Annotated in this window: 19 protein-coding genes; 13 read left to right on the top strand and 6 right to left on the bottom strand. The window is 44.9% G+C overall.

Translation table 11 applies throughout. The features are described from left to right. Nucleotides 1–26 precede the first annotated feature (26 nt). The gene (locus tag AV939_RS01150; protein ID WP_057794690.1) at nt 27–1,526 is read right to left on the bottom strand and encodes an Hsp70 family protein; all 1,500 of its coding nucleotides are present in this window, start codon (nt 1,524–1,526) and stop codon (nt 27–29) included. 168 nt (nt 1,527–1,694) lie between these two features. Between AV939_RS01150 and AV939_RS01145 the strand changes: the two genes are divergently transcribed. Together AV939_RS01145 and AV939_RS01140 are read left to right on the top strand one after the other, a co-directional pair. After that, nucleotides 1,695–2,129, top strand: a complete 435-nt coding sequence (locus AV939_RS01145) for an acyl-CoA thioesterase (RefSeq protein WP_082604990.1) — start codon at nt 1,695–1,697, stop codon at nt 2,127–2,129. Further along, a complete protein-coding gene (locus AV939_RS01140) occupies nt 2,122–2,823 on the top strand; it encodes a 2OG-Fe(II) oxygenase (protein WP_057794692.1) in 702 nt (233 codons plus the stop codon). Before AV939_RS01145 ends, AV939_RS01140 begins: the two co-directional genes overlap by 8 nt. Nucleotides 2,824–2,894: 71 nt before the next feature. On the opposite strand, the gene AV939_RS01135 is transcribed toward AV939_RS01140, so the two are convergent. The 3 genes from AV939_RS01135 to AV939_RS01125 form a co-directional block, all read right to left on the bottom strand. After that, complete coding sequence (locus tag AV939_RS01135) at nt 2,895–3,377, bottom strand: DUF3299 domain-containing protein (protein ID WP_082604991.1); 483 nt, start codon at nt 3,375–3,377, stop codon at nt 2,895–2,897. Between the two features lie 97 nt (nt 3,378–3,474). Next, nucleotides 3,475–4,005: an inorganic diphosphatase gene (gene ppa / locus AV939_RS01130; RefSeq protein WP_013785907.1), complete on the bottom strand. Its 531-nt coding sequence runs from the start codon at nt 4,003–4,005 to the stop codon at nt 3,475–3,477. A gap of 118 nt (nt 4,006–4,123) precedes the next feature. Further along, the gene (locus AV939_RS01125) at nt 4,124–5,101 is read right to left on the bottom strand and encodes a class 1 fructose-bisphosphatase (RefSeq protein ID WP_057796453.1); all 978 of its coding nucleotides are present in this window, start codon (nt 5,099–5,101) and stop codon (nt 4,124–4,126) included. A 274-nt stretch (nt 5,102–5,375) separates the two neighbouring features. On the opposite strand from AV939_RS01125, the gene mpl reads away from it, so the two are divergent. Genes mpl through AV939_RS01110 form a run of 3 tightly spaced genes read left to right on the top strand, consistent with a single transcriptional unit; the run spans nt 5,376 to nt 8,238 of the window. Next, the gene (gene mpl, locus AV939_RS01120; RefSeq protein WP_061996859.1) at nt 5,376–6,758 is read left to right on the top strand and encodes a UDP-N-acetylmuramate:L-alanyl-gamma-D-glutamyl-meso-diaminopimelate ligase; all 1,383 of its coding nucleotides are present in this window, start codon (nt 5,376–5,378) and stop codon (nt 6,756–6,758) included. After that, nucleotides 6,755–7,390: a flavin prenyltransferase UbiX gene (locus AV939_RS01115; protein WP_057794696.1), complete on the top strand. Its 636-nt coding sequence runs from the start codon at nt 6,755–6,757 to the stop codon at nt 7,388–7,390. Before mpl ends, AV939_RS01115 begins: the two co-directional genes overlap by 4 nt. Before the next feature lie 47 nt (nt 7,391–7,437). Beyond that, entirely contained in the window at nt 7,438–8,238 is an 801-nt protein-coding gene (locus tag AV939_RS01110) for a S1/P1 nuclease (RefSeq protein ID WP_057794698.1), read from the top strand. Between the two features lie 156 nt (nt 8,239–8,394). Here the strand turns inward: AV939_RS01110 and rraA are convergent, their stop codons facing one another. After that, nucleotides 8,395–8,880 carry a ribonuclease E activity regulator RraA gene (rraA, locus tag AV939_RS01105; RefSeq protein WP_057794700.1) on the bottom strand — a complete coding sequence of 162 codons (486 nt, stop codon included), beginning with the start codon at nt 8,878–8,880 and terminating at the stop codon, nt 8,395–8,397. 358 nt (nt 8,881–9,238) lie between these two features. Between rraA and AV939_RS01100 the strand changes: the two genes are divergently transcribed. From AV939_RS01100 to AV939_RS01065, 8 genes are read left to right on the top strand one after another with little or no spacing between them, the layout of a single operon-like run. Further along, complete coding sequence (locus AV939_RS01100; protein ID WP_057794702.1) at nt 9,239–9,757, top strand: phosphatase PAP2 family protein; 519 nt, start codon at nt 9,239–9,241, stop codon at nt 9,755–9,757. Between the two features lies 1 nt (nt 9,758). Further along, nucleotides 9,759–10,826, top strand: coding sequence for an MJ1255/VC2487 family glycosyltransferase (locus tag AV939_RS01095; RefSeq protein WP_057794704.1), 1,068 nt, complete (start codon nt 9,759–9,761; stop codon nt 10,824–10,826). Between the two features lie 51 nt (nt 10,827–10,877). Beyond that, nucleotides 10,878–11,060, top strand: coding sequence for an LPS translocon maturation chaperone LptM (gene lptM, locus AV939_RS01090; RefSeq protein ID WP_231517502.1), 183 nt, complete (start codon nt 10,878–10,880; stop codon nt 11,058–11,060). Further along, nucleotides 11,060–12,310 (top strand): diaminopimelate decarboxylase, encoded by a 1,251-nt coding sequence (gene lysA, locus AV939_RS01085; RefSeq protein WP_013785916.1) that lies wholly within the window; start codon nt 11,060–11,062, stop codon nt 12,308–12,310. Before lptM ends, lysA begins: the two co-directional genes overlap by 1 nt. Before the next feature lie 35 nt (nt 12,311–12,345). After that, nucleotides 12,346–13,176 (top strand): diaminopimelate epimerase, encoded by an 831-nt coding sequence (gene dapF, locus AV939_RS01080; RefSeq protein ID WP_013785917.1) that lies wholly within the window; start codon nt 12,346–12,348, stop codon nt 13,174–13,176. Beyond that, nucleotides 13,173–13,868: a DUF484 family protein gene (locus tag AV939_RS01075; protein ID WP_057794708.1), complete on the top strand. Its 696-nt coding sequence runs from the start codon at nt 13,173–13,175 to the stop codon at nt 13,866–13,868. The genes dapF and AV939_RS01075 overlap by 4 nt, the downstream gene beginning before the upstream one ends. Before the next feature lie 20 nt (nt 13,869–13,888). Next, the gene (locus AV939_RS01070) at nt 13,889–14,797 is read left to right on the top strand and encodes a tyrosine recombinase XerC (protein WP_057794710.1); all 909 of its coding nucleotides are present in this window, start codon (nt 13,889–13,891) and stop codon (nt 14,795–14,797) included. Between the two features lie 30 nt (nt 14,798–14,827). Next, entirely contained in the window at nt 14,828–15,550 is a 723-nt protein-coding gene (locus tag AV939_RS01065) for an HAD-IA family hydrolase (protein ID WP_057794712.1), read from the top strand. Nucleotides 15,551–15,569: 19 nt separating this feature from the next. Here the strand turns inward: AV939_RS01065 and cysE are convergent, their stop codons facing one another. Next, nucleotides 15,570–16,388, bottom strand: a complete 819-nt coding sequence (cysE, locus tag AV939_RS01060; RefSeq protein ID WP_013785921.1) for a serine O-acetyltransferase — start codon at nt 16,386–16,388, stop codon at nt 15,570–15,572. Nucleotides 16,389–16,428 lie beyond the last annotated feature (40 nt).

Here is a 16,428-nt window from a genome sequence, read left to right as displayed (position 1 = left end):
AGCTAGGCAGCTAGCATAACTATGCTTTAAAACTTAGAGGCTTGAATAGCCAAGCCTTCGCACACAGAGTTAAACGCATCGTTCTCTAATCGAGGCAATCCGGTCAGTAGCTCCTCATACAATGCGTCGATAATAATAGGCGATAAGCTCATACCACCGGTAACCATCACAACCTCAGGTGCCGCAGCGCTTTTCTCTAAACATTCCACCACTAAGGCTTTTACCTTACTTAACCATGGCTTTAACGCACTTTTTAAGTCCTCGGTACTAATGTTCACATCAAAATCTTCTTCAATGTAATGCAGCGGTAAGGTGATCTTGTCTTTGCTAGAAAGCAGTTCTTTTGCCATTCTCACCGAGTTCACCACCCGCGCCGACAACTTATTTTCTTGTACTAGCAGCAAACGCTCTAATTGCTCAGGATGTTTGGTTACTGACATGGTTTGAGAAATCTCTAAACCGTAATCGTCAGAGAAAAAGCGAGTAAGAGCTGGAATATTATCCACCGCACACATATCAGAATAATAAGTAGGGGGAATAGGCAGGCCATTAATCATTTTAAGCCCCATTCCCATTTCAGGCGCAACTACTTTCAGCAACAGACTCTTATCACAATCCATGCCGCCTAAGCGTCTTCCGGTAACCGATAGCACGTCCTGCTTTCTATCCAGTTGGTTATTTCGTTCTGGTGAAAGATTAATACAACAGATGTCTGTCGTACCACCGCCTATATCCACAATAAGCGCTGTGGTATCGCGGGGTAATGTCTGCTCTATTTTATACGCTGCCGCAATTGGCTCATCCAGAAAATTAATTTTACTGAAGCCAGCGTTAGATGCTGCTTCGGTCATAATCTGAATGGCTTGGGTATTGCCCACTTCACCACGAGTACCGTGAAATTTAACCGGGCGACCTATAACTACCGAAGAAACCGGTGTTTCTAGTTGGGTTTCTGCACACTGTTTAAAATAGGCTAACTGTTTGGCAATAATGCCAATGAACGCCTTTTTCTGGTCGCCATCTAATGATGCACCTAAGAAATTTTTAGGTGAGTAAATTAGGCGGCCTTTATCAGGCATTTTTAAAAAGCGTTTAAACCCTTCTTCACCGAAGGCAAACTTGCCATGTTCCACTAAGCGTAACAATGGAATTTCTTCCAGTGACATCGCGTGCATAAGCTGCTGAATAGCCTTACGTTGCAACGCAGGTCGGTTATGGTATTCACCACGAAGCGATTCAATACGGTTGCTATAGCGCGACTGCTCTTTGGGATCTTTAGCGTCGTAATAGCCCTGCTTGGCTTTGTCTATTTGCTCGTTGATTAAACGCTGCAACTGCGACACTTTAGCTTCCACCATGGCATCAGGCGGAGGCGGCAGCTCATCCTCAAAGTATATAAACACAGACGAGCGAATTTTATTGCCCTGTTCAAGTGACGGGTCGAGCTTTATATGTCTATGGGTAGCGCCATCAAAGTACACCACCTCAGAATTTGAGGTACCGTAATCAATCCCAATTGCAGTCATAATTATTGTTTAATCAGAAATTTGGCGCAGATTGTAATTTAAAACCACGCTGGAATCACTTTTCATCTTAATTTCGTTTCCAATGGCCTGTCAGATTGAGCCAGATTACTGAAAAACCCAATGTAGCGTGATAAAGTGAAGACACATCACAATAAAATTAGAGGCGATATGTCAGCAGTAACTCCATCTGAAACCATCCCTATGGAAATGTCATTCGAAGTAAGGTTTTGTGAGACCGATGCCCTGCAACATGTGAGCAACACCGCGTTAGTCAGCTGGTTTGAAGCTGCTCGGGACCCTATCTTCAGAATGTTCACGCCAACGATGGATTTACAGAACTGGCCGCTTATTTTAGCAAGCTACAAAGTTGATTTTCTTGCGCAAATTTTTTACGGCAAAACCGTTACCGTAAAAACATTTATCAGTCGTTTAGGGAACAGTGCGTTTGATGTGTACCAAGAACTTTGGCAAGACGGTAACCTGTGCTCAACGGGGATAACGACTATGGTACATTTCGACTATAAGCAGCAGCGCTCAGCCCCCATTCCTGACGATATAAAGGCTACGTTACAAGCACACTTTAAGGCGCTACCTAATGACTGATTTAATTGAAGTTATTGATGACGTTCTGTCACCCGAATTGTGTACTCAACTTATCGCGCGTTTCGAGAAAAGCCCAAACCTAACTCAAGGTAAAACTGGCGGCGGTGTCGATTTAGATAAGAAGCGTAGTGTTGATGTGTCTATCTCTCAGCAGCCTGAGTTTGCAGACTTATTTAAGCAGGTGATGCAGCTAACAGGCGAGCAATTGGTGAAGTATATAGAGAAATACTATTACGCACTAGTTGGTCCTATTGGCCTAACCGTTCGCCATCCCAAAACGGGAGAACCGGTTAAGCTTACCGGTGAAAACTTTGAAGAAATAGGCAAACCTAACCTTCATAATTTGGTCAACTATCTTTTTCGTATTGGCGACATTAACGCACAGCGCTACACCGCAGGTAATGGCGGCTACCCTTACTGGCATTCGGAAGTGTATCCGCAAGCGCCTCACAATGAAGCTTTGCATCGAGTATTACTGTTTATGTTTTACTTAAATGATGTGGAAGATGGTGGGGAAACGGAATTTTATTATCAAGATAAAGCCGTAAAGCCTAAGGCAGGCAGAATGGTCATTGCCCCTGCTTATTTTACCCATACTCACCGTGGGCAAATACCTAGAAGCAACGACAAGTACATTCTTACTTCGTGGCTATTGTTCAATCGTGCAGAACAAATCTATACACCACAAGGCTAGGCCACTCTTTTTGATTATGAGCTCCCTAGCTAAGTGGAGCTTATCTTGGCTTAAGCGAAGCCAGCATTACCCTAAAAAGCACTTACCTCGATACCTTTAAGTCGATAGCCTACCGATGCGATATCGCCTTTCCAGCCTTCAGTGGTAAGCTCGCCAGTTACCCAAATCGCGTCGTATATATTATCAAGAGGAATACCTTCTTCAAACGTCACGTACACAATTTGGTTCGACGCAGGCGGCGGCACATGAATACAAGCGCCAAAGTAAGGCACTAGCAAAAATTCGGTCGTGAGCTCAGGCGTGCCTTCAAGGGGCACCACAAAGCCAGGAATTTTGACCCGCTTACCATCGAATGTATCGACCACTGGCGCATCAGGCTGCAACTGTGACATTTCTCCGTTGTGCTGAACGGCGGGAGGCGCAAGTTCATTAAACCCTTCTGGTACCAAATCTTCCCAATACACTTCTATAGGTTCTTCGTCGCTATACGCTGAGAACGACGGAAGCAATATCACCAAGGCTAAAACCAATGCCTTTCCCATGACTTTCAACATAACACTCACTTAAATAAAAAAGGGTAGCTATTAAAATAAAAAGGGCCGGTACTTACCAGCACCGACCCTTTTTAGCATGTCTTGTAAGCAGCGTGAATTATTCTGCTTCGAAACGCTTAACGCTTGCGACAATTTCTTCTTTCGCTGCAGCTGAACCAGCCCAGCCGTCAATCTTAACCCACTTACCAGGTTCAAGATCTTTATAATGAGAGAAGAAATGCTCGATTTGCTGTAGTAGCAACTCAGGTGCGTCTTCAGTTTCTTGTACTTTACGGTAAATAGTAGAAAGCTTGTCGATTGGCACTGCCAATACTTTAGCATCTTTACCAGACTCATCAGTCATGTTCAAAACACCAATTGGGCGACAACGAATTACCGAACCCGCTAGCAATGGAAATGGTGTCATTACCAATACGTCAACTGGGTCACCGTCTTCAGACAAGGTGTTAGGCACGTAACCGTAGTTAGTTGGGTAATGCATGCAAGTTGCCATGAAACGGTCAACAAACATAGCGCCTGAGTCTTTGTCTACTTCGTATTTTACCGGGTCAGCGTGTGCTGGAATTTCGATAACTACATTCACTTCTTCAGGCAAGTTCTTGCCCGCAGGAATATCATTCAAGCTCATTCTAAGGTCCTTTCAATGATGTTTTAAAAAATTTGGCGCTAAGTATACGGTGACGGCGGCAAAATAAAAACGGTTTAGCGCTAATCACACGCAAAACCGCCTTTATTTAGCGATTTTTCTATTCACTTTTACCGTAATAGCTTAAACAGGTTTCAACTTCTTCTTTAGAACCAATAATACATGGCACACGTTGATGTATTTCTTCAGGCATTACTTCAAGTATACGCCCTGTACCAGTTTCCGCTTTACCACCGGCTTGCTCCATCAAAAATGCCATAGGATTTGCTTCATAAAGTAAACGCAATTTACCCGGCTTAGAGGGGTCACGTTTATCGTATGGGTACATGAAAATACCGCCGCGGCATAACAACCGATGAATATCGCCCACCATGGCTGCTACCCAGCGCATGTTGAAATTTTTCTCACGAGGGCCATCTTTACCCGCTATCAAGTCGGCAATGTATTCTTGCATCGCAGGTTCCCAATGACGCTGGTTCGATGCATTAATAGAGTACTCAGTGGTTTGCTCTGGCACTTGAATATTAGGGTGAGTAAGAAGGAAACCACCGTGAGTTTTATCTAAGGTATAAATATGTGTGCCACGCCCAGTACTAAGAGCAAGCATAGTAGAAGGTCCATAAAGTACGTAGCCTGCTGCAACAATTTGTGTCCCCGGCTGAAGAAACGCTGATGGATCATCTGGCTCCATCCACTGAGGTGCATGGGTAATAGAAAAGATAGTACCAATTAAGCTATTAATTTCTGTGTTTGAAGAGCCGTCCAACGGATCGAAACTAACAAGGTATTTCCCATCAGGATGACAAGGTACTACATCATCTTCCTCTTCTGATGAGATGGCTTTTACATAGCCAGATTCGCGAAGCGTATCTTTAATAATATGATTAGAGATAACATCTAACTTCTTTTGTGTTTCACCTTGTACGTTTTCTGACAAAGTAGAACCCAATACGCCAGCAAGCGCACCTTGACTCACCCGGAATGAAATTTCTTTGCAGCTCGCCAACAAGGTTCTTATAAGCAATATGAGCTCTAGCGGGGCACCATCTTCTTGCAACTGGGAATTTAAACGTTTCATCTTAGTTAAGCCTTTTTTTAGTGTGTAGGGTATGACAATACAAGGCGCGCAGCTTTCCTTACCGGCTTTCTCTTGCACTACCAACAAGCACTGCTTTATATGCTTGTTAAATTGATTGTAACCGTGAATGCACCGAAGTGGAATAAGGCAGGCGCTGCCAATCTACACAACATACCAGTGAAAGCAGGCAATATGAGTGAAAATGCATTATTTAACCTGCAATGGTTCTGATAAAGTAGCCAGTATTCAATGCAGTAAAAAATGAGAATTCGCTATGCATGTACATATTTTAGGTATTTGCGGTAGCTTTATGGGTGGCATCGCAGCCATTGCGAAAGCCTTGGGCCATAAGGTCACAGGCTCAGATACCAATGTCTATCCGCCCATGAGTACCCAACTTGAAGCCCTTGGCATCGAACTTACCGAAGGCTTCGATACAAACCAGTTTGAGCCAATTCCTGACATCGTTATTATTGGTAATGCCATGTCTCGCGGGAACTCAGCAGTTGAGTATGTGTTAAATAGAAACTTGCCATATACCAGTGGCCCACAGTGGTTACTTGATAACTTATTAAAAGATAGATGGGTAATTGGCGTATCGGGCACCCACGGCAAAACCACCACCAGCAGTATGGTGGCGTGGATTTTAGAGTACAGCGAATTGAATCCCGGCTACCTTATTGGTGGTGTGCCTGAAAACTTTGGTGTGTCTGCCCGCATTGGAGAAAGCCCGTTTTTTGTTATTGAAGCCGATGAGTATGACAGTGCCTTTTTCGACAAGCGCTCTAAGTTTGTGCATTACCGCCCTAAAACGCTTGTGATTAATAACTTAGAGTTTGACCATGCTGACATCTTTGCCGATTTAGCAGCCATTCAAACCCAGTTTCACCACCTTGTGCGTATGGTGCCAGAAAACGGTCTTATTCTTACGCCCAATCACACACCTGCTATTGAGGAAACCCTTAAAAAGGGTTGCTGGACACAACGCCAATCTCTAGGCAAAGAATGGTCGGCAGAACTTATCAATAAAGATGGCAGCCAGTTTAACGTGTTATTTAACAACGACCTTGTAGGTGAAGTGCAGTGGGAACTGCTTGGCCAGCATAATGTGGATAACGCACTTATGGCTATTGCGGCGGCTCATCATGCTGGTGTTACCCTCAATGATGCTATTGCCGCGCTATCAAGTTTTAAAAATGTTAAGCGCCGCATGGAAATAAAGGGCGCAGTGACATTGGCGGCTGAAGGTAAACCCGTGACGGTTTATGATGACTTCGCTCATCACCCCACCGCCATTGCCACCACCATTGACGGACTTCGCAAGAAAGTAGGTAACGACCGCATTCTTGCTGTGCTAGAGCCTCGTTCTAACACCATGAAAATGGGGGTACATAAAAATACTCTTGCCCACTCTTGGCAGGCCGCTGATGCGGTTTATGTCTATGAACCGCAAGGTCTAGACTGGTCTTTGAAGGAAGCCGCAGCGAATAGTCCAGCGCCAACCACAGTATTCAATGATGTTGAAAAGATTGTAAAAGTATTGCAAAGCGAAGTGCGCCCAGGCGATCATATTCTTATTATGAGTAATGGTGGTTTTGAAGGCATCCATAGCCGTGTTTTAAGCGTACTTACCCCGTCAATCGAGGTAGAAAAATGAAACATGATAAGCAAATCACCCTAGCTATTACGGGTGCTTCAGGTACCCCATACGCACTCTCACTGTTAACGTCGTTAGTAAAAGCTGACTACCAAGTGTATGTGCTTATCTCTTCTGCCGCCAAAGTGGTTATGGCTACAGAAGAAAACATAAAAATTCCCGCTAGGCCTGAAGACGCTAGTGCATTTTTCATTGAGCACTGCGGCGGCAAGCCTGGCCAAGTGCAAGTATTTGGAAAAGAAGAATGGTTTTCGCCTGTCGCCTCAGGCTCAGCAGCACCGTCTAAGATGGTGGTGTGCCCCTGCTCTACGGGTACCCTTTCATCTATTGCTATCGGCGCCAGTGACAACTTAATTGAGCGAGCTGCCGATGTAGTATTAAAAGAAAGAGGCCAGCTCATTCTGGTGCCACGAGAAATGCCCCTTTCCTCTATCCATTTGGAAAATATGCTTAAACTGTCACAAATGGGGGCGACAATAATGCCTGCGGCGCCTGGCTTTTATCATAACCCTAAGACCATCGAAGATTTGGTCGACTTTGTTGTGGCCCGTATTCTTGATCATCTTGGCGTTGAACAATCTTTAGTGGCACGCTGGGGTTACGAGACCGCTAAACATACTCCTAAAAACTAACTATCCACTTAAAACCACCTACTTATAACTAGTACAGAGGAATATTAATGACAGCGTTGAGAAACAGGACTTTCGCCGTTGCGCTTAGCTCACTTATTACATTACTGATGGCGTCTCCGGCATTTGGCTGGGGCCAAACAGGCCATCGGATTACCGGTGCTATTGCACAGCAATATTTAAGCCCATTGTCTCAAGCGGCAGTGGCAGAACTACTGCCACACGGTTCGTTAGCTGAAGCGTCAACTTATGCGGATGAAATGCGCTCAGACCCAAGCGATTTTTGGCAAAAGATGTCTACCCATTGGCACTACGTAACAGTACCTCAAGGGAAAGACTATGCTGAAGTTGGTGCGCCTAGACAAGGCGACGCCGTTACCGCACTAGAAGCCTATACAGAGACGCTAAAAAGCGACTCGGCCACTATTGAAGAAAAACGCTTAGCGCTACGTTTTGTTGTGCACATCATTGGTGATTTGCACCAACCACTACATGCGGGTGATGGTAGCGATCGCGGTGGTAACGATGTAAAAGTAAATTTCTTTTGGCAGAACTCTAACTTACATCGAGTGTGGGACTCTCAAATGCTAGAGCAACGTAGTCTTTCTTATACAGAATGGACAACGTGGCTTACACAACATATCACACCGAGCGACATTCGTAGTTGGGCAACTACAGACCCTTTGGTGTGGATTGAAGAGAGCACCAACATCCGTGACAAAATTTACCCTGAAGATGCCAACAACATGAGTTACGACTACTTATATCAGCACCTCCCTACCGCGAAGCAGCGCTTACAAATGGCAGGTATTCGACTTGCTATGTACTTGAACGAAACTTTTGATAAGTAAGCCCTAATCGCAAACCAGCAAATTTTAGGCACAAAAAAGCGGAGGCACTCTATTCAGCTGCCTCCGCTTTTTGTTACCCGAACCACATGAATTCGCTATAGGTTTAGCTTAGTAAGCTTTAATTTACCGTATGCGTGAGCCGCTACTATAAAACCTTTAGTCAATATCAAGGGGTTCTGGAGAAAGAATAACGCCTGTGCTATCAGCATAAAGGTGATCTTCAGGTAAGAAGGTTACGCCACCAAAGTTTACCGGTACATCAACATCGCCAATGCTTTCGCTTTCCGCGTTAACGGGAATCGCCGCTACCGCTAACACGCCAATATCTAGCTCGGCTAAGTTATCTACTTCACGTACACTGCCGTAACACACGATGCCTTCCCAGTCGTTGTCTATTGCCACTTGAGCAAGCGCTGCATCGAATAAGGCACGACGCGTAGAACCACCACCATCAATCAGCAGAACTTTACCTGCACCAGGTTGAGCCAATACACGGTCGATAAGACCACGGTCTTCGAAACACTTAATCGTGGTGATTTCGCCACCAAAAGAATAACGGCCGCCAAAGCTTGCGAAGATAGGGTCAACTACGTCGACGCTGTCTGCAAATAAATCGCACAATTCAGAAGTGTTGTAATCCATTGCTCTACCTTACTTTAATTGAGAGTAGTAGGTTATTTACCTTGTTCTAGCATAGCATTAATTTGATAGTTGAAAACGCCTGATTTATGAAGTTTCAGGGAAACAGCAACAACCTTTCCACTAAATAGACTGCCACTTTTATTAGTGAAGACATTTCCACCTACTTAGCACGTAACTTGCTTACTTTTTTACAAAAGACCAACTCGCTACCGCACTGCACCAAATAGAAGTTAATACGTGCAGTACAGCGTGACCAACGCACCGCTTAATCTGTCATAAAGGTTTCTTTTTTCTGTCACTGGTTGGTCACAGAATGCTTTTAAATTGTTCAATAATCAATCGAAAGGGGGCAAGGCTAATGCTTCTTAAATCCTTGACCAAATACGATACAAATTTGTTCTATCGCTTATACAGTCTTACCGTAAAACGAGATTGTCGCAGTATCATCTGGTTGTCAAAAACCGGAGATGGATACCTTTACTTGGTTATTGGCGCCTTACTATGGGCTTTTGAACCGGAACACGGCGAACTTTTCCTCTATACGGCGCTGATGGCATACGCGCTGGAGTTACCTATCTATGTGCTGCTTAAGAAAATGTTCAAGCGCCCGCGCCCTTGTGATTTTCTATTGGATTTAACAGCACACGTTACGCCATCCGATAAATTCTCTCTGCCCTCTGGGCATACTGCTGCTGCCTGCTTAATGGCAAGTATTGTAGCGCATTACTATCCACCATTCGCGGTACTGGCATACAGTTGGGCAGCCCTAATCGGCCTGTCTCGCGTCTTGCTAGGCGTGCACTACCCATCAGATGTAGTTGCAGGTATGTTACTTGGTATCACTATCGCATCGTTGAGTATTTCCATCCTGGGGTAACATGAAATTATTGTATGGCGTGCAAGGCACCGGAAACGGGCACATTGCTCGTGCACGAATTATGGCAGCAGCGCTAGCTAAGCGTTCAGATGTTGAAGTAGATTTTGTTTTCACAGGTCGTGAACCAGATAAATATTTCGATATGGATGTATTTGGCGACTATCGCACCTTCACAGGCTTAAGCTTTATTACTAAAAGTGGCCGCGTAGACCGTTGGCAAACTATTAAAGAAGCCAACATCAGTCAATTTCTAAAAGACGTGAAACGTTTTGATGCAAGCGGATACGATCTTCTCGTTAACGACTTCGAGCCTGTCACAGCATGGGCAGCAAAGCGACAGCATATTCCGTCAATTTCAATTAGCCACCAAGCCGCATTTTCTTATGATGTGCCAAAATCTGGCGACACCATCATTGATAGGCTGCTAATGAAAAAGTTCGCCCCCACCGACCTTCAGTTAGGCGTACATTGGTTTCACTTTAATCAACCAATTATTCCGCCTTTTGTGGCAGACAAACCTTTATCAGTGCCGGGTAAGGGCCATGTATTGGTTTACTTACCATTTGAAGATGTAAGCGACGTTCAGCAAATGCTAGAGCCTTTGAGCGACCAACAATTTCAGTGTTTCCACCCAGATATTAGCGAAATTAAGGACACTGGTCACATTCAGTGGAACCCGACGTCGAAACAACATTTCCAGCGAGCACTACAGCATTGTAACGGCGTTATTGCGAACGGTGGTTTTGAACTTTCTAGCGAAGCCCTACAATTAGGTAAGAAGCTACTTATTAAACCCCTTCATGGGCAATTTGAGCAGCTGTCGAATGTATTAACACTTAATAAGCTCGACCTGTGCCACACCCTATTTCAACTGGATACGGACATTGTTGAAGAGTGGCTAGAAGCAGTAGATATAGAGGCCATTCAGTTCCCAGACAACCCTGATGTATTAATTGATTGGCTGAAAAAAGGTGACTTGCAAGATACCCAGAGCCTATGTAACTCACTGTGGAAAGAGGTTCGTTACGGCGATAAAACACAAGAACGCTTATTGTCTCTTGCATTTTAATCACGCAATGCGATGATAACGGCATTTATTGTCGTATTCGCGGGATTTTTCGTGCTTAAGAAGTGGGTTTTAGTTACATTCGCAGCCATTCTACTCAGTGGTTGTGGCTATAAAGGGGCGCTGTATATTCCACAAGCGCCAGAACAAACGACGCCTACTGAAAAGCCAGACGAAACAGCGTCTTCACCAAACACGCAAAGCCAACCCGCCTCCACACCAGGAGAATCTCACTAGTGGATTTTTTCGCTTATAAAAACGGCCAGCTTTTCGCTGAAGATGTTGCCGTTGCAGATATTGCTGCACAGTACCAAACCCCTGTTTATGTCTACTCACGGGCAACGTTAGAACGTCATTGGCATGCCTTTAATGATGCAATTGGTGAGCACCCTCACCTTATTTGTTATGCAGTAAAAGCCAATTCAAACCTAGGTGTACTCAGTACATTAGCCAAAATTGGCTCTGGTTTTGACATTGTTTCTGGTGGTGAACTTGCCCGAGTTATTGAAGCCGGTGGTGATGCCAGCAAAGTGGTCTTTTCGGGTGTAGGTAAAAAAGCAGACGAAATTCGTTACGCGTTAGAACAAGGCATTATGTGCTTTAACGTAGAATCTGAGCCTGAATTGCATCGTATTAACGCGGTAGCCGAATCGCTCGGCAAAAAAGCGCCCATTTCACTTCGCATAAACCCAGATGTAGATGCAAAAACGCATCCCTACATTTCAACAGGATTGAAAGCAAATAAGTTTGGTATTGCCCGTGAACGTGCACTGCAAACCTATGAACTTGCCGCATCACTTCCTTACTTGAACGTAGTGGGTATGGACTGCCACATTGGTTCGCAATTGACTGAAATTGGGCCTTTTGTTGATGCACTAGAGCGTCTATTGCTGCTTATTGATGAATTAGCAGAGCGCGGTATTACCATTGATCATTTAGATGTTGGTGGTGGTTTAGGCGTGACTTATAACGATGAAGAACCACCGCATCCGAAAGCTTACGCTGCGGCCATGGCAGAAAAAATGGTGGGTCGTGAGAACCTTAAGCTCATTTTAGAGCCCGGTCGAGCCATTGCCGCAAACGCAGGTATTTTGGTTACTGAGGTTGAGTTTATTAAAGAAGGTGAAGAGAAAAGCTTCGCTATTGTTGATGCCGCTATGAATGACCTGCTTCGACCTGCACTTTACTCTGCATGGCAAAATATCATTCCAGTAAAACAAGAAAGTACTGCCACAGCACGCAATTATGATGTTGTAGGCCCGGTATGTGAAACCGGTGATTTCATCGGTAAAGACCGTGAACTTGCTATTGAACCAACCGACCTGTTGGCAGTGCGAAGTGCCGGTGCGTATGGCTTTGCCATGGCATCGAACTACAATAGCCGCTGCCGTCCAGCAGAGATTATGGTAGATGGTGATGCCACAATTGTGGTGCGTGAAAGAGAAATTCTAAAAGATCTCTGGAAAGGTGAGCACAAACTTACGTAAACTAGGGTTAAACTCATAATAAAGATGCGCGGTTAATGCAGGTTCAGTTTTCAAAAATGCACGGTCTGGGGAACGACTTCATGGTGATTGATAATGTCACCCAGAACGTCTTTTTCTCGAAAGACAAAATACAGCAGTTAGCAAATCGAAACTTCGGTATAGGTTTCGATCAATTGCTTATGGTTGAACCGCCTTACGATCCTGAACAAGATTTTCACTATCGCATTTTTAACGCTGATGGCTCGGAAGTAGAACAGTGTGGTAACGGTGCGCGCTGCTTTGCGCGTTTCGTAAAGCAAAAAGGCTTAATTAACCGCAATAAAATAGTGGTGAGCACCAAAGCCGGAAAAATGGTGTTGTACTTGGAAAAAGACGGCCAAGTTACCGTGAATATGGGCAAGCCCGAATTCGAACCGGCTAAAATTCCACTTAAAGCGAACAAGCAAGAAAACACCTATATATTACGGGTAAACGATAAAACCTTGTTTTACGGTGCCGTATCTATGGGTAACCCGCATTGCGTCATGGAAGTGGAAGATGTAGATACCGCTCCCGTTAAAGAAATAGGTCCACTCGTAGAACGCAATGAACGCTTTCCAGAAGGCGTGAATGTGGGCTTTATGCAAATTATTAATGAATCGCACATTCGATTGCGCGTATTTGAACGTGGCTCGGGTGAAACCTTGGCATGTGGCAGCGGTGCATGCGCAGCAGTTGCAATCGGTCAGATTCAAGGTAAATTAAGCAAAGATGTTCGGGTAGATTTGCCCGGAGGCAGTTTACGGATCCGTTGGCCAGGCCCAGATAATGTATTAAAAATGACAGGGCCCGCCGACCATGTGTACGACGGACATATAAATTTATGAGTGAATTATCAGGACAAGCTAGCGCATCGTCGGTAGTAGAAGTGTTTTCAGGCGACAGCGATGTTTCCTCAGAGCAGGTTCGCGCTTTTTTGTTAGAAAACCCTGATTTTTTTGCTCAACATCCCGAACTACTCGAAAAACTCAAAATTCCTCATTCGCATAAAGGCAGCGTCTCGCTGGTTGAAATTCAAAGTGAGCAATTGCGCAAAAAAGTTCGCCAGTTGAATTATAAGCTTACCCAACTGGTGAGTATTGCCAAGCAAAACGAAAAAATTTACCGCGTGTACACCGACCTAAACGTACAACTACTGCGTTGCGAAAGTGTGGCAGAAGTTCAGTTCACCCTTGAAGACGTGTTGCAAGAACGCTTGCAGTTATCTTCTGCGGTGATAAAAAGCTTCAAAGGCCCCCACGCCATACCTGAATTACAACGCAGGCTATTTACCGAAAAACGTTTTAAAACGTCGAACTTCTTTTTTGGACGATTATCGCAGCACGAACGTCAGTTATTATTTAGTGATAGCAGCGCAGAATCTGTTGCACTAATGCTATTAGGCGACAACCAAGATATCGGTATTTTGGGCATTAGCAGTAGTGACGCAAGCCATTTCACCCCTGATATGGATACCTTGTTGCTACAACAGTTGCAGCAAGTGCTTAATATTATATTGCCCGAGATGATGGGGTACTAGTTTTCGTGACAACGGAAACTATGCTTAGCGAACCCTGCCATCTGTGGCTTGAAAAATTCCTGCTTCACCTACAAGTTGAACGAGGGTTATCCCCCTTAACCATTAGCAACTACCGCAGACAACTCACCAGTATTGCCATTACTCTAGGGCTTTATGGATGGTCAGGAATTACGCCCTCTGATGTAAAACGTGTAATGGCCGCAGCAAAAATGGACGGGCATAAACCTCGTAGTATTGCATTGCGCCTGTCTGCCTTGCGTACCTTTTGCCAATACCTTATTGATAACGAACAGCTTTTTAGCAACCCAGTGGAAGGTATTCAAGCGCCCAAGCAAGGCAAACCATTACCTAAACAGCTTAGCGTTGATGAAATGCAGCAGTTGTTGTCAAATGAGCAAGGCGCCAGCGGCGATACGGATGAAGGCATTATTTGCCGCGATGTTGCCATGTTTGAATTGCTCTATGGCTGCGGACTTCGATTAAGCGAACTAACGGGTTTGAACTTAAGTGACTACCCGAAAGACGGCACCATTAAAGTGACGGGTAAGGGCAGTAAACAGCGTATTTTGCCCCTAGGCCGACAAGCGCAAAAGGCGCTACATGCTTGGCTTAAAGTGCGTCCCGCTTATGCTTCACCCTACGAGCCCGCTATTTTTGTTAGCAAGCGTAAAACCCGCATTTCAAATCGCCAAGTGGCAAATCGACTTAATCAAATGGCTGAATTGCAAAGCCTTAGTCAGAAAGTTAGCCCCCATAAACTGCGCCATTCTTTCGCCACGCACGTATTAGAGTCGAGCGGTGATTTACGGGCGGTACAAGAATTATTAGGCCATGCCAATCTATCTACCACGCAAGTGTATACCCATTTAGATTTTCAGCATTTAGCCAAAGTTTACGATGCCGCGCACCCTAGAGCACACAAAAAATAATCCTCTATTGAAAATAGGCCTTTAACTATTATGCAGTTCTTCAGAGCCATTAATTCCGTGAAGGCAATGACCTTCGATCTTGATGACACCTTATATAATAACGAACCTATTATTCGCCAAGCAGAAGCGGCCTTAAATGCGCATTTAAAGCAGCATCACCCTAAAGCGGCTGACTTACCCCCCTCTCACTGGCAGCAACTAAAGCGCGACGCGCTTGCAGCCAATCCTGCTTATTCGTCTGATATGGGAAAGCTTCGCCTAGCGGTGTTAAATGCGGCATTGATACACGATATTCCAACCCAAGATAGCCACACATTAGAGGCTGCTGTGCAAGCATGTTTCGACTGTTTTTACCATGCCAGAAGCGAGTTTGAGTTGGCTGATGATGTGCATAAAACCTTATCGATTTTAAGTGAAAATATGACACTAGTGGGTATAACTAACGGCAATGTAAATGCCGACCAAATAGGTATAACGCCTTATTTTGATACCATTTTACATGCTAGCACTAGCCGCCCTATGAAACCTTCACGGGCTATGTTTGATGAAGCAGCAAGCTTTATAGGGGAAGCGCCCAAACATATACTGCACGTGGGCGATAACATCATTAAAGATGTGTATGGGGCGATAAATGCAGGGTTTCAGTCAGCGTGGTTTGCATGCAATCGAGAAATGCATTTACCCCGTGAGAGAGCATCTGTACTCCCTCACGTGACACTAGATTCGTTAGACGAGTTAGCTTACTTCTTATAAGAAAAGCAGTAAATAGCGCTTAAGGCTTTTGCGAATAAGGCTGGTTGTCTTCTAGCACGTTTTGGCGCATAGAATCGCAAGGGCGCTGGCATACCGGCCGCCCAACGACTTTTGCAGGTACACCCACTACGGTAACGTGAGGTGGAACATTGTCTAGCACAACACTACCTGCGCCCACTTTAGACCCTTCGCCAATTTCGATATTGCCAAGAATTTTAGCACCTGCGCCAACTAACACGCCTTGGCGAATTTTAGGGTGACGATCGCCCGACTCGTTCCCGGTTCCGCCCAGGGTTACGCTTTGCAAGATAGACACGTTGTCTTCTATAACCGCAGTTTCACCCACTACAATACCGGTGGCGTGATCGAACATCACGCCTTTACCTATCTTAGCGGCAGGGTGAATATCTACGCCGAAGGTAGCCGAGTTACGGCTTTGCAAGAACAAGGCAAGTTGATGTCTACCGTGCAACCACAAGTAGTGCGCCATACGGTGAACTTGCACGGCATGAAAGCCTTTAAAGTGCAGTAATGGCACTAAGAAGTCATCTACTGCCGCGTCTCGAGCACGAATCGCGTTAATATCGGCCATTGCCGACTCACTAATCGACGGCTCTAACAAATAGGCCTCATCAAATACTTCACGAATGGCAATAGCAGGCATCACTTCATCAGCCATTTTGCTTGATAGTATAAAGCTTAACGACGACTCAAAATTGTGATGGGCTGAAATACAGGCATGAACATAGCTCGCTAATAGCGGCTCGCTTTCTGCCACAGTTTGCGCTTCTTTTTTTAACGATAACCAAAAGTCAGTCGATGGAGAGAGTGCGTGCATGAGGCAGTTCCTGTAAAAGTAAAGTTCAAACCCCGCTAAG

Source organism: Alteromonas sp. Mac1 (assembly GCF_001562125.1).
GTDB lineage: Bacteria > Pseudomonadota > Gammaproteobacteria > Enterobacterales > Alteromonadaceae > Alteromonas > Alteromonas stellipolaris.
The sequence above is the reverse complement of the archived record's forward strand: the minus strand, read 5'-3'. Positions and strand labels throughout refer to the sequence as shown.

Excerpts from the sequence above, each read along its gene's own strand:
- AV939_RS01150 (WP_057794690.1), bottom strand. The coding sequence starts at position 1,526 with ATGACTGCAATTGGGATTGATTACGGTACCTCAAATTCTGAGGTGGTG.
- AV939_RS01145 (WP_082604990.1), top strand. The coding sequence starts at position 1,695 with ATGTCAGCAGTAACTCCATCTGAAACCATCCCTATGGAAATGTCATTC.
- AV939_RS01140 (WP_057794692.1), top strand. The coding sequence starts at position 2,122 with ATGACTGATTTAATTGAAGTTATTGATGACGTTCTGTCACCCGAATTG.
- AV939_RS01135 (WP_082604991.1), bottom strand. The coding sequence starts at position 3,377 with ATGTTGAAAGTCATGGGAAAGGCATTGGTTTTAGCCTTGGTGATATTG.
- ppa (WP_013785907.1), bottom strand. The coding sequence starts at position 4,005 with ATGAGCTTGAATGATATTCCTGCGGGCAAGAACTTGCCTGAAGAAGTG.
- AV939_RS01125 (WP_057796453.1), bottom strand. The coding sequence starts at position 5,101 with ATGAAACGTTTAAATTCCCAGTTGCAAGAAGATGGTGCCCCGCTAGAG.
- mpl (WP_061996859.1), top strand. The coding sequence starts at position 5,376 with ATGCATGTACATATTTTAGGTATTTGCGGTAGCTTTATGGGTGGCATC.
- AV939_RS01115 (WP_057794696.1), top strand. The coding sequence starts at position 6,755 with ATGAAACATGATAAGCAAATCACCCTAGCTATTACGGGTGCTTCAGGT.
- AV939_RS01110 (WP_057794698.1), top strand. The coding sequence starts at position 7,438 with ATGACAGCGTTGAGAAACAGGACTTTCGCCGTTGCGCTTAGCTCACTT.
- rraA (WP_057794700.1), bottom strand. The coding sequence starts at position 8,880 with ATGGATTACAACACTTCTGAATTGTGCGATTTATTTGCAGACAGCGTC.
- AV939_RS01100 (WP_057794702.1), top strand. The coding sequence starts at position 9,239 with ATGCTTCTTAAATCCTTGACCAAATACGATACAAATTTGTTCTATCGC.
- AV939_RS01095 (WP_057794704.1), top strand. The coding sequence starts at position 9,759 with ATGAAATTATTGTATGGCGTGCAAGGCACCGGAAACGGGCACATTGCT.
- dapF (WP_013785917.1), top strand. The coding sequence starts at position 12,346 with ATGCAGGTTCAGTTTTCAAAAATGCACGGTCTGGGGAACGACTTCATG.
- AV939_RS01075 (WP_057794708.1), top strand. The coding sequence starts at position 13,173 with ATGAGTGAATTATCAGGACAAGCTAGCGCATCGTCGGTAGTAGAAGTG.
- AV939_RS01070 (WP_057794710.1), top strand. The coding sequence starts at position 13,889 with ATGCTTAGCGAACCCTGCCATCTGTGGCTTGAAAAATTCCTGCTTCAC.
- AV939_RS01065 (WP_057794712.1), top strand. The coding sequence starts at position 14,828 with ATGCAGTTCTTCAGAGCCATTAATTCCGTGAAGGCAATGACCTTCGAT.
- cysE (WP_013785921.1), bottom strand. The coding sequence starts at position 16,388 with ATGCACGCACTCTCTCCATCGACTGACTTTTGGTTATCGTTAAAAAAA.